An 11,794-nucleotide genomic window follows, 5' to 3' on the forward strand; every position below is an offset into this window, starting at 1 on the left:
TAATTAGACACCAAATGAATACTATCGTGAGAGCAGATTCGAGAGATGGGTTGGAGCGTTCAGTCCCATGTTGAAGGTTTAATTCCCAATCTATTGCCAGAATATATGGGTGGGGGAACAAGAACTGACTTTCGAAATTAATCGGTATCGTGGATATCTCGAGGAATATGCAGTCTCGAGAGATCAAATTCGGAATAAACACAAAATTAACATATGTATATAGATATAAAACGGGATTAGAGATGATGGCGGATCGGTCGTCGGTCATTGTCGATCGGCGAAGCCGCGATGGTATTACTTTCAATACTCATGAACCGATCGGGACGCTGAATCGGCGAGCTGCGCGAATTCGTTTACGACCATATGAGTGTAATGTCGAGTGTGTATCGCGGTGCTGATCGTGACTGTGTCGCGGCGATCGGTCGCAGTGAACGTAGAGAATCGATCCTACTCACTCGAATTCGCACTCGGCGGCGCTGTAGGCGAGGATATCAGTGATGTCCTTACCTTCAATACTCTCGAGACTCTCGAGACCGAGGACGACCAATAACGGATAGAAGTCGCGCAGTTTCTGAAGATCGTAGTTCTCGGTGCGCATACACTCGTAGCTAGTCTCGCGAAAGGCCAGTTCGATCTCGTCGCGGAGCGCCTCGGGGAGATAGATCGTCAAGTTCTCCCACTCCTCTTTGACATTGGTGACGTCGACCGGTTCGTAGTCGTCGTCTTCCGTGTTCACCCAAAACTTCGCGTACTCCGCGTCGGTCGGTTCGGTGTCGGTATCGCCGTCGGTCATGATCGCTCACCGCTTCGGTCGTCCGTTCGCTGTCCGCGACTCGAGCGAAACTGGTGTACTACTCGTCGTACCATCAATACGAAATTGGCGTGACGGCTCAAATAGGTTGTGTCCGCGGGGCTCGACGTGCGAACGGTGATCGAACGGAAACGTTCTCCGGGAAGCGCAACATTATAAATTATGGATCGGATTCATACGTACTGTATGCATCACACGGAGGAGCGATAAAAATGGAGTCAGACAGCAAATCACTCGTCGACGAACTCACGCTCGAGGAAACGATCGAACTCATCCACGGCTCGCTCGATCCGGATGGAAAAGCGACCGGCTACGTGCCCGGCAACGAGCGGGTCGGTATCCCACCGCTGACGATGGTCGACGGGCCACTCGGCGTGCGAGCACTGGGCGAGCAGGCGACCGCGTTCCCCTCGTCGATCGCGCTTGCGGCCTCGTGGAACCCGGACCTGGCTCGGCGGTTCGGCACCGCGCTCGGCCGGGAAGCGGCCGCGTACGGACAGGACGTCGTGCTCGGCCCGGGAGTTAACATCATTCGAACGCCCAACGGCGGTCGGAACTTCGAATACTACAGCGAGGACCCGCGGCTCACCGCCCGAATGGGGGTGGGGACTATCGAGGGAATTCAGTCCGCGGACGTCGCGGCGATGGTCAAACACTACGTCGCGAACAACCAGGAGACGAACCGCTACGAGGTGAGCGCCGAGGTGAGCGAGCGGACGCTGCGCGAGATCTACTTGCCGGCATTTCGCGCGGCGGTCGAGGAGGCCGACGTCCTGTCGGTGATGACCGCGTACAATCGCGTCAACGGCGTCCACATGAGCGATCACGAGCGACTCCTCTCAGACGTACTGAAAGGCGAGTGGGGATTCGACGGGCCGGTCGTCTCCGACTGGTGGGGGACCCGAAGCACCGTCGACGCGGCGCTGGCCGGCCTCGACATCGAGATGCCGGGCGTCGAGCTCGAGGCGTACCTGCCTGACGAGGCCAGTGACATCGACGAAGGAGACGCGCCCGACGACGAGGGCGGGGAACTACCGCCCGTCCCGGACGTGTCGGCTTACTTCGGCGAGCCGCTTCGAGAGGCAGTCGAGGCCGGCGAGGTCGACGAATCGATTCTCGACGAGAAGATCGAGCGCCTCCTGACGCTGCTGGAGTCGGTCGGACGCTTCGACGACGATGCGCGCGACGGTGAACTCGACACGCCAGAACATCGCCGCCTGGCCCGCGACATCGCGGTCGAGGGGACCGTTATGCTGACCAACGACGGTGCGTTACCCCTCGACGACTCCGACTCGATCGCGTTGATCGGTCCCAACGCCGACGCCGCGAAACTGGGCGGCGGCGGCTCCTCGGAGGTGACGCCAGTCACCGAGACCAGTCCGCGTGAGGGACTGGCCGAGCGAGCGGCAGATCTCACGTTCGAACGCGGCGTGCCCCCGATCGCCGAATCGTCGTTCTTCGACGACGGAGACGAGCAACGCGACGATAGCGCGGATGCGAGCATCGACGACGCAGTGGCGGCGGCCGAGGCCGCCGACTGCGCGGTGATCGTCGCTCAGGACGACGCGACGGAGTTCAAAGACCGCGACGATATTGAACTTCCCGGTGAGCAGAACGACCTCGTCTCGGCCGTCGCCGACGCCGCCGAACGGACCGTCGTCGTCCTTCGGACCAGCGGTCCCGTCGAGATGCCGTGGCTCGAGGACGTCGACGCCGTCCTCGAGACCTGGTATCCGGGGCAGGCCGACGGCGAGGCGCTTGCGACCGTTCTGTTTGGCGACGCCGATCCGAGCGGTCGGCTCCCGGTCACGTTCGGCCGCGCCGCCGCGGACTATCCGACCGCTGACGAAGCGGCGTTTCCCGGCGTCGACGATGCGGTCCGATACGACGAGGGCGTCTTCGTCGGCTACCGCTACTTCGACGACCGCGACGTCGAACCGCTGTTCCCGTTCGGCCACGGCCTGTCGTACACGACGTTCGAGTACGACGACGTGACCGTCAGCGAGACCACTGACGGGTTCGAGGTCGCAGTCGATCTCCGCAACGTCGGGGACCGGACGGGGACGGAGGTCGTTCAGGTGTACGCGCGCCGGTCGGCCGCGCCGGTCGCCTGCCCCGACCGCGAACTCGTCGGCTTCGAAACGGTGTCGCTCGAGGCCGGCGCGGAGACGACAGTGACAATCTCGCTCGAGCGCGACGACTTCGCATACTACGACGAGAGCGACGGCTGGACGGTCGCAGAGGGAACGAACACCGTTCTCGTCGGCCGTTCCTCACGAGACGTGCGGGCGACGTTCGACGTGGACGTATAGCCGAGACCGCCGACGATGTCGGCGCGCCGTTCGCGCCACTCTCGCGGGGCACGTTTGTGAGCGAGCGTCCCCTTTTGCGGTCGAGCCGAGTGAGTCAGTCCGTGCCGCTGTACACGACCGCCTCGCAGTCAGTGACCGCGACGAGGCGTGCATCGATCGATGCCGCGTATGACGGTGATTCGATCCGGATTCTCTCCTGAATCGTAATGCTTTACTATAGTTAATGTAAATTGTTTTTCCACACGCTGAGACAGAGTACCAGACACAAGGAGAAACAATTATGGTAGATAAAATTACTGCTGTGAAGACTCTTGGATCGAATAGCTGTGCGATAATGCGACCAGTTCAATGTCGGAACGGCTCGGCTCGATCTGCCGAGCGACCGGTTGACCGAACGATGACCGACGGAGTGGTGCGACCATGACGACTCGAGACGAGACACCGTGGGCGACGATCGCGACGCTCCTGTTGGCGGCAACGTTGCCCGCGCTCTCGGGTGGAATCGTCAATCCGGTGTTGCCGGCGATCGAAGCGGCGTTTTCGTCGGTATCAAACGCCGGCGTCCTCGCCCAGCTCGTCAGTACGTTGACCGGGCTGATAATCGCCATCTTCGCGCCGATCGTCGGCGTGCTCGTCGATCGGTACGGTCGAAAGCGCGTCCTGATCGTCTCGATGATCATCTACGGGATCGGTCCCAGTTCGGCGTACTTCCTCGACTCGTTGTATCTGATCCTCTGGACGCGCGTCTTCCTCGGTATCGCCGTCGCCGGAATCATGGTCAGCGTCACGACGCTCATCGCAGACTACTTCTCGGGCAAGCGTCGAGAGACCGTGATGGGGTGGCAGGGAGCCATGATGCCGTTCGGTGCAGCGGTCGCCATGATCGCCGGCGGGGTTCTGGCCGACCTCAACTGGCGAATCGTCTTCCTCACGTACCTCGTTGCACTCCTCATGGTCCCGCTCGTCGTCTTCTTCATCGACGAACCGGAGGTCGACACCGCAAGCGACTCCTCGCTGCCGTCGGTCGCCGAGTTGCAGGACATTCTCGCCGAGTTGCCGCTTGCGTTCCTGACCGGCGTCTACTTGGTCATGTTCATCGGAATGATCGGGTACAACCAGATCAACGTCGAGATTCCGTTCTACCTGCAGACCGTGACGTCCGTCGACGGCACGATGACCGGGATCGCGATCGCAATCGTCTCGGTCGTCGCCGGACTCGTCTCGCTGAACTTCGATCGCATTCGCGAGCGGTACAGTCCCATCGCGATCATCGTCGGCATCTTCGCCGCGACCGGGATCGGGTTCGTCGTCGCTAGCGTGACCGAGCAGTACTGGATTATCGTCGCCGGGATCGTCATCGCCGGTGCCGGACTCATGCTGCTCACACCGACGATAAACTACTGGGTGGCGGCGCGCGTCACCGAGCAGTACCGCGGTCGGGCCCTCAGCGGCGTGACGACAACGCAGTTCCTCGGCATGTTCGTTTCGCCGATCGCGGCCGAGCCGCTGATCTCGCGGCTGGGAACTGGGCAGGCGCTCCTGGCGATCGGCGTCCTCGGGTTCGCGCTCATGGCCCTATTCGCCGTCGTGGCGTTCAGACGACGCTCGCTAACGGACGCGACGCCCGCGACACAGCCGAACGATTGACTTCGGAATCCGCGAGTCGACGGTCGAACGCGACCCAGTGGTCGGTTTCGACGGCGCAGATCGGCGTCCGCGGTAGGACCGTTCACCGACCGCTGACTCGAGTCACTCTTTCATAAGTACCATTCTGAATAGTATATACTGATGTAGATACTTCTCTTACGGATCGGTCGTCACTGCTGGAAGGAGGTGGTGCACTCATCTCCGTCCGATACTCGAGCGGACGCGAGCGGAAATCGATTCTGACGCCCTCGACGACCGGTCTCGGAGTGAATCGTTCGTAGGCGATCGTCAGTCAACCGACGATCGCGCCAATCTCGTTCCATAACCGTGATGGGTTTCGTGGTACGCGTTCGATACTCGGTTCCTGCCGTATTGCGGCGTCAAACCGACGTCTGCCGATCACACAGGAAACGGGTCCGTCGATCCCTCGAGGACGGCCCAGACTGTGTCGGACACACTTGCGTCGTCGAACACCGATACGGATAACAAAACGATCTCGATAGATTAGCAGTTGTATTCGATTCTATAGCAATTCAAGGGCGAGTGCCGTCGGAACCGAACGCGCGACTCACCGCGTTCGCGGACCCTCTCTCGAATCGTCGCTCTCGGTTGCCGGACTCGAGGGAGTGGGTCTCGAGACGTTCGGTTTCGATGGGTCGGCGAGCCGACGCCGAGGAACGAGTTCGCTCGAGGCACGGCTCGGGGCAACGCTATGCGCGCGATAGCCGTCGGTATCGCGGAGTCCGGCGACTCAGAACGATTAGCGACAGCGGACCGACGTCGTCAGGAGAGGAGTCGCTTGAGCCTGGCGAACAGCCCCTTCGAGGGATCGCCGCCGCGACGCGGAGCGCCGGAGTCAGCCGTTTCGGTGTCGGCGGACGCGGCCGCCGCCGTCTCAGACGAGTCGGCGGTCGACGCCTCGCCGTCGGCTTCCGAGACGGCTCGGTTGATGAGCGCCTCGGCATCGTTGACGGCGTCTTTCACCGGGGCCTCCACGAGCGGTTTGTCCGCGAAGCGCTCCTGGGTCACCGACGTGTCCGCAGCGATGATCACCGCGTCGGCGGCGGTGATCGCCTCGCTCGAGAGTTCGTTCTCTTGGCCCATAGCGCCTTGAACCTCGACGTCGATCTCGTGGCCGAGATCGGCCGCAGTCTGTTCGAGATTTTCGGCCGCCATCTGGCTGTGTGCGATACCTGTCGGACAGGACGTTACTGCGACGAATTTCATTGCTCGTACTCCGTGATGTGTTCGTAAACGGTCTCTCTTGTGGCCGCGTCAGTTGCTCGATCGGCGAGCGATTCGGCCGCGTCGGCCTCGAGATCGGCAATCGCGGCTTTCACCTCGGGAATCGTCACCGCGCTCATGCTGAGTTCGTCGAGTCCCAGTCCGACGAGCAGCGGCGTCAGGTCGGGATCGCCGGCCATCTCGCCGCACATGCCGACCCAGGCGTCGCCCGCGTCGGCGGCCGCGGCGGTGCGCTCGATTGCGCGGAGGACGGCCGGTTCGCAGGGATCGCGAAGGTCGGCGACCCGATCGTTCTCCCGCGCGGCGGCCATCACGTACTGGGTGAGATCGTTCGTCCCGATACTGAGGAAATCGACGCGCTCGGCGAACTCCTCGGCGAGGAACGCGGCACTGGGCGTCTCGATCATCACGCCCACTTCCGGAACGTCGTACGCGATCCCCTCTTCCTTGAGAGTCGCGGCGACGTCCTCGACGGTCTCGAGGGCCGCCTCGAGTTCCGGCACGGTCGCCACCATCGGGAACATCACCGAGAGCGTTCCCGATTCGGCGGCGGCCGCTCGCAACAGCGCCCGGAGCTGGGTCTCGAAGAGGTCGGCGTCGGGACCGAGCGAGCGGCGGATCCCCCGCTGACCGAGGAAGGGGTTGTCGGCCTCGGGTGCCTCGAGGTAGGGGATCGGCTTGTCTCCCCCGACGTCGAGCGTTCGCACGACGACCCGGCCGTCGGGAAACGCCGCGAGCGCCTCGCGGTAGACCTCGAACTGTTCGTCCTCGTCAGGCGGGGCCTCGCGGTCGAGAAAGAGGAATTCGGTCCGGAAGAGGCCGATTCCGTCGGCACCACCCTCGACGGCCCCTTCGAGTTCCGCGAGCGTGCCGACGTTGGCCGCGACCTCGACGTGTCGGCCGTCGGCCGTCGTGACCAGCTCTTCGCGGATCGCGACGTCGCGGCCGCCGGCCGCGCGTTCCCGGCGATCGTCGCTCGGATCGGCGATCACCGCGCCGCCCTCGCCGTCGATCAGGACGGATTCGCCGTCGTCGATCCGCTCGAGGTCGTCGCCGACGCCGACGACGGCGGGGATCCCGAGCGAGCGGGCGAAGATCGCGGCGTGGGAGGTCCGCCCGCCGTCGACCGTCGCAAAGCCGGCCACGCGTTCGGGATCGAGCTGAGCGGTGTCGCTGGGCGTCAGCCGTTCGGCCAACAGGACCGAACCGTCGGACAGCGAGGCGAGATCGACGCGGTCCCCGTCGGTCAGCAGCCGCAACAGCCGATCTCTAACGTCGCGGAGGTCGTCGGCTCGCTCGGCCATCCGGCCGTCCATTCCCTCGAACCGCGCGATGGGGTCTTCGAAGGCAGCCTCGACCGCGTGCTCGGCGAGACGGCCGTCGTCGATTGCCGATTCGACGCCGTCGGTGAGTTGCGGATCGTCGAGGAACTGCCGATGGGCGTCGAACACCGCCGCTTCCTCATCGCCGACGCGATCGGCGGTCCGCTCGCGCTCGCGCTCGAGTTCCGAGTGTGCGCGCTCGCGGGCCGCCTCGAACCGCTCGCGCTCGGCGGCCGGCTCGACCGCGTCGGCCGCCGGCGGCTCCGCGAGTTCGAGATCGGCGCTCGGATCGTACCAGACGGCGGTCCCGACGCCGGAAAGCGGCGTGACGCCGGTGCCATCGTGCGATCTCGGTGCGGACTCGTTGGCTGCCATCGGTTCAGGTCCCCGAACTCGATTCGGCCGCGGACTCGGTCTCCGGCGTCGACAGCAGTTCCTCGAGGTCGTCGAGCGCCGCCTCGGCGTCATCGCCCTCCGCGATCAGTCGGACGTCTTCGCCGCTGGCGACGCCGAGGGCGGTCACGGCCAGCATGCTCGCCGCGTCGACCGGCTCGTCGTCTCCGTCTGCCGGGGCGACCTGCACGTCGGCGTCGAACGCGGTCGCCGTCTCGACGAATTTCGCGGCCGGACGCGCGTGGAGCCCGTCTTCGGGGACCACGGTGACGGTGCGCTCCATCACGCGACCGCCTCCGTGATCGTCTCCTCGATCGCCGCCTTCGACTCCGCCTCGTGGAGTCGCTCGCGGACATCGTCGTGCATCAGGGCCCGCGAGAGCGAACTTAAGAGCTCGAGGTGCTCTTCGCCGCCCTCGGCGGGGACGAGCAGCATGAACAGCAGCGTCGCCGGCTCGCCGTCCATTGCATCGAAGTCGATGCCGGCCGAGGAGCGCGCGAAGGCGATCGTCGGTTCGGCGACCGCGTCGGTCTTCGCGTGCGGGATGCCGATCCCCATGCCGACGCCGGTCGTCGTTTCCTCCTCACGGGCGAGCAGGGCCTCGAGCGCCGCCTCGCGGTCGGTGACGCGGCCGGCCTCGACCGCGCGGTCGAGCAGGAACTCGATCGCGGCTTCCTTCTCTTCGGGCGGTTCCTCGAGCGTGATCAGTTCGGCGGTCAGTACGGTGTCGATTGCGGGTTCGGTCACAGTCATCGTATGGTTGCTATGGTGTTGAGCGGTGTGGCTGTCGTCCAGTGATTAGTCGTTCGTCTGTCCTGCGTTCGTCTGTCCCCCGTCCGTCGTAGAGCGTGCGGGCTTGGCACCGGCGACGCGCTCGTGGTAGTCGGGTTTGATCAGCGTAGCGACTGTCGCCGTGACCGCCGTTCCGAGCGCGAGGCAGGCCAAAAACAGCAGCGGGCTATTCGAGAGGATCACGACGAAGACGCCACCGTGGGGGGCCGGCATCGTCACGCCGAGCCAGAGCGCGGCCGCGCCGGCCGTTGCACTGCCGAGGACAGCCGACGGAATGACCCGAAGCGGATCGGCGGCGGCGTAGGGGATCGCCCCTTCCGTGATGAACGCGAGGCCGAGCGGGACGGCCGCCTTCGCGTTCTCGTACATCTCCGCGGAGTACTTCTGGGGCGCGATGAAGTTCGAGAGCGCGAGGCCCAGCGGCGGCACCATCCCGCCAATCATCACGGCGGCCATCGGTGCGAAGATCTGGTCCGCGACGAGAACGGTCCCGAATACGTAGGCGACCTTGTTGATCGGGCCGCCCATGTCGACCGCCATCATCCCGCCGAGGATCGCGCCGAGCAGGAGGGCGTTCGAGCCCTGCATGCCCTCGAGTGCGGACGTCAGCGCGTTGTCGACGATGGCGATCGGTACGCCGAGTCCGAGGATGACGATCGGCGCGAGCAACAGCGTCGTGAAGACGGGAATCACGAGGATCGGCATCATCTGCGAGACGACTGACGGCACCGACCACCCCTTCATCCAGCGGGCGACGTAGCCCGCGAGCAGGCCGGCGACGATCGCACCGAGGAAGCCGGCGGCTGCCCCTTTGGCTTCGAATCCGATGATGAGGCCGGCAGCCTTGATGATCGCCTCCTGTTGGATCGCCCACGAGAGGATGAACCCGGGTGCGAGTCCGGGCTTGTCCGCGATCGCGTACGCGATGTACCCGCCTAGGACGGGAATCATGATCGTCAACCCGAGCTGTCCGATCTCGGCTAGGTACCACGCGAGCGAACCGGTTTCCTCGAACACCGTCTCGGTGCTGCCGGCCGTCCACGGTAACTCCGCGACCATAAACGCGAGCGCGAGGAGAATCCCGCCGATCGTCACGAACGGGATCATAAACGACACGCCGGTCATCAGATCCTCTTTGACCGAGAGGAGATGACCGTGCAGCCGTGATTCTACATCGTCTTTCATGCTATCGTTGCCGAATTCTTTCACCATCGGCTGCAAAAGTGCTTTCGAACATGTTTGTTTTAGTTCGAATGTGGATGTAATGTTCTGTCGGTCAGATAGTCACGTCGTCGGTGATCAGTACGCGGACACGGCGATCGACTCGCGTTCGTCGCTGATACCGGTAAACGGCGGCGCTCGAGTTCCCGATACCGAGACCACGCGGGAAGCGACGGCGACACCCGATCTGAGCGACGCCGCATCCGATTCTTGCCGAGCCCGTCCGGCGAGTACGCCTGCGAGAAGGGCGTCGCCCGCGCCGACGGTGTCGACCACGTCGACGTCCGCCGCCGGCGCGTGCAGCGTCTGGGTCGGCGCGGCCAGTGTTGCACCCTCGCCGCCGAGCGAGGCGACGACGCGGTCGAACCCCGTCGCTCGGAGTTCCTCCGCGGCCGCGATCGCCGATCGCACATCGTCTACTTGCCGTCCCGTCGCCGCCGCGAGTTCCTCACGGTTGGGCTTGCAAAGCGCGTACTCGGCCTCGAGTTCGGCGAGTGTCGCTCCGCCGACGTCGACGACCGTTTCCCAGGGGCCGGCCGCGGCAACGCGGTCGATCGTCTCGGGACCGGTCCCCGGCGGCAGGCTGCCGGCGATCACGACCGTCTCGGGGTCGTACATCCGGAGCGTGTCGACGATCTCCTCGATCGCAGGCGGGGTGATCCGAGGGCCGTTCTGGTTGATCTTGTACTCGCCGTCGGATTCGAGCAGGGTCGTGTTGAGTCGCGTCTCGCCGTCGATCTCGACGAAATCGGCGTCGATCGCGGTCTCCGAGAGCCGCTCGAGGAGATAGCGGCCGAGGAAGCCGCCGGCGACGCCGGTCGCGACGGTCTCGACGCCGAGTTCGACCAGGTACTTCGAGACGTTGATTCCCTTCCCGCCCGCGTCGTAGCGGTGCTCGTCGGAGCGAGCGACGGCCCCGTCGGTCAACGGCTCAGAGAGTTCGACCGTGTAGTCGACCGCCGGGTTCAGCGTCACGCTAGCGATCATCCGGCACCTCCGCGCTGACGGTCACGTCGGCCGCCGCGCAGGCCTCTGCGATCTCGCCGGTCGGGTCGGCGTCGGTCACCAGCACGTCCACGTCGGTAAGCGACGCGAACTGGATGAAACTCTGTTCGCCGAACTTGGTCTCGTCCGTGACGAGGACGACCCGCTCTGCGCTCTCGACCATGAGTTCCTTCATTCGCGCCTCGTCCTCGTTCGGCGTCGTCAGACTCCCGTCGCCGGTGATTCCGTTCGTCCCCAGAAAGAGCAGATCGAAGTTCGTCCGGTCCAGAAATGTCTCCGCGCTCGGACCGACGAGCGCCCGCGTGCGGTGGCGCAGCGTTCCGCCGGTGAGTTTCACGTCGTTGGCGTCCTTCCCGAGCTCGAGCGCCAGCAGCGGCGAGTTCGTCACCGGAATGAACGCGGTGTCGGCCGGCGCTCGCTTCGCGATCTGCATCGTCGTCGTCCCCGAATCGAAGAAGACGACCTGGCCGTCGTGGATTTCCGTCGCGGCGCGCTCGCCGATCGCGACCTTCGCCTCGAGGTTCTGGACTTCCTTCTGGACGTACGTCTCTTCGCGACCGACCGCTGTCACCGGGACGGCGCCGCCGTGGGATCGCTCGACGAGGCGCTCCTCCTCGAGGTCGTCTAAGTCCCGCCGGATCGTCGCCTTCGACACGTCGAGTTCGCCGGCCAATTCCTCGACCGAGCAGCCGTCCCGATCCGAGACGAGTTCGACGATCGTCCGTTTGCGCTGTTCGGGTAACATGTGACTGGAAGGGCTTCGACTCCCCTCTGCGTTCTGCACGGATTTATTTGTTTATGCCCTATCTTGTGATTGTTTCTGCGCGTTTCTTTCGAACAGTCCTAGCTCCAGAAACACGCCGCTCCGTGATCGGCCGATCGGTCCGCCACGCTACAGGGGAGCCACCGACGAGAGCCCCGGCCCTGGCTCCAGCCCCGTCGATCGCCGAGGGGATACTTGACAGCGCGCTGATTCCGACAGGGCGTCGCTCGCACCTACGGCGGGCCTTCGAACTGCCAGCGTCGTCACGAACGCCGTGAGTCAG

Annotated in this window: 10 protein-coding genes; 2 read left to right on the plus strand and 8 right to left on the minus strand. The window is 64.3% G+C overall.

Annotated features, from left to right (window positions below; translation table 11 throughout):
* Nucleotides 1-451: 451 nt before the first annotated feature.
* Nucleotides 452-793 carry a hypothetical protein gene (locus ACJ70B_RS14350; RefSeq protein WP_408957674.1) on the minus strand — a complete coding sequence of 114 codons (342 nt, stop codon included), beginning with the start codon at nt 791-793 and terminating at the stop codon, nt 452-454.
* A gap of 230 nt (nt 794-1,023) precedes the next feature.
* On the opposite strand from ACJ70B_RS14350, the gene ACJ70B_RS14355 reads away from it, so the two are divergent.
* Together ACJ70B_RS14355 and ACJ70B_RS14360 are read left to right on the plus strand one after the other, a co-directional pair.
* Nucleotides 1,024-3,123: a beta-glucosidase gene (locus ACJ70B_RS14355; protein WP_408957675.1), complete on the plus strand. Its 2,100-nt coding sequence runs from the start codon at nt 1,024-1,026 to the stop codon at nt 3,121-3,123.
* Between the two features lie 420 nt (nt 3,124-3,543).
* Nucleotides 3,544-4,770: an MFS transporter gene (locus tag ACJ70B_RS14360; RefSeq protein WP_408957676.1), complete on the plus strand. Its 1,227-nt coding sequence runs from the start codon at nt 3,544-3,546 to the stop codon at nt 4,768-4,770.
* A 783-nt stretch (nt 4,771-5,553) separates the two neighbouring features.
* Here ACJ70B_RS14360 and ACJ70B_RS14365 read toward each other — a convergent pair.
* From ACJ70B_RS14365 to glpR, 7 genes are all read right to left on the minus strand, one after another.
* Complete coding sequence (locus ACJ70B_RS14365) at nt 5,554-5,997, minus strand: PTS fructose transporter subunit IIB (RefSeq protein ID WP_408957677.1); 444 nt, start codon at nt 5,995-5,997, stop codon at nt 5,554-5,556.
* Nucleotides 5,994-7,712: a phosphoenolpyruvate--protein phosphotransferase gene (gene ptsP / locus ACJ70B_RS14370; protein ID WP_408957678.1), complete on the minus strand. Its 1,719-nt coding sequence runs from the start codon at nt 7,710-7,712 to the stop codon at nt 5,994-5,996. Before ptsP ends, ACJ70B_RS14365 begins: the two co-directional genes overlap by 4 nt.
* Before the next feature lie 4 nt (nt 7,713-7,716).
* Nucleotides 7,717-8,013, minus strand: a complete 297-nt coding sequence (gene ptsH1 / locus ACJ70B_RS14375; protein WP_408957679.1) for a phosphocarrier protein HPr — start codon at nt 8,011-8,013, stop codon at nt 7,717-7,719.
* Nucleotides 8,013-8,483, minus strand: a complete 471-nt coding sequence (locus ACJ70B_RS14380) for a PTS sugar transporter subunit IIA (protein ID WP_408957680.1) — start codon at nt 8,481-8,483, stop codon at nt 8,013-8,015. Before ACJ70B_RS14380 ends, ptsH1 begins: the two co-directional genes overlap by 1 nt.
* Before the next feature lie 45 nt (nt 8,484-8,528).
* Nucleotides 8,529-9,707, minus strand: coding sequence for a PTS fructose transporter subunit IIC (locus ACJ70B_RS14385; protein ID WP_408960116.1), 1,179 nt, complete (start codon nt 9,705-9,707; stop codon nt 8,529-8,531).
* 114 nt (nt 9,708-9,821) lie between these two features.
* On the minus strand, nt 9,822-10,730 hold the full coding sequence (pfkB, locus tag ACJ70B_RS14390; protein WP_408957681.1) for a 1-phosphofructokinase: 909 nt from the start codon (nt 10,728-10,730) through the stop codon (nt 9,822-9,824).
* A complete protein-coding gene (glpR, locus tag ACJ70B_RS14395; RefSeq protein ID WP_408957682.1) occupies nt 10,720-11,493 on the minus strand; it encodes an HTH-type transcriptional regulator GlpR in 774 nt (257 codons plus the stop codon). The genes pfkB and glpR overlap by 11 nt, the downstream gene beginning before the upstream one ends.
* Between the last annotated feature and the right edge of the window lie 301 nt (nt 11,494-11,794).

Origin of the sequence: Natrinema sp. 74 (assembly GCF_046097095.1) — an archaeon.
Classification (GTDB): domain Archaea; phylum Halobacteriota; class Halobacteria; order Halobacteriales; family Natrialbaceae; genus Natrinema.

Coding starts and splice junctions, on each gene's coding strand:
- ACJ70B_RS14385 (WP_408960116.1), bottom strand. CDS start 9,707: ATGAAAGACGATGTAGAATCACGGCTGCACGGTCATCTCCTCTCGGTC.
- ptsH1 (WP_408957679.1), bottom strand. CDS start 8,013: ATGGAGCGCACCGTCACCGTGGTCCCCGAAGACGGGCTCCACGCGCGT.
- ACJ70B_RS14360 (WP_408957676.1), top strand. CDS start 3,544: ATGACGACTCGAGACGAGACACCGTGGGCGACGATCGCGACGCTCCTG.
- ACJ70B_RS14355 (WP_408957675.1), top strand. CDS start 1,024: ATGGAGTCAGACAGCAAATCACTCGTCGACGAACTCACGCTCGAGGAA.
- ACJ70B_RS14380 (WP_408957680.1), bottom strand. CDS start 8,483: ATGACTGTGACCGAACCCGCAATCGACACCGTACTGACCGCCGAACTG.
- ACJ70B_RS14350 (WP_408957674.1), bottom strand. CDS start 793: ATGACCGACGGCGATACCGACACCGAACCGACCGACGCGGAGTACGCG.
- ptsP (WP_408957678.1), bottom strand. CDS start 7,712: ATGGCAGCCAACGAGTCCGCACCGAGATCGCACGATGGCACCGGCGTC.
- glpR (WP_408957682.1), bottom strand. CDS start 11,493: ATGTTACCCGAACAGCGCAAACGGACGATCGTCGAACTCGTCTCGGAT.
- ACJ70B_RS14365 (WP_408957677.1), bottom strand. CDS start 5,997: ATGAAATTCGTCGCAGTAACGTCCTGTCCGACAGGTATCGCACACAGC.
- pfkB (WP_408957681.1), bottom strand. CDS start 10,730: ATGATCGCTAGCGTGACGCTGAACCCGGCGGTCGACTACACGGTCGAA.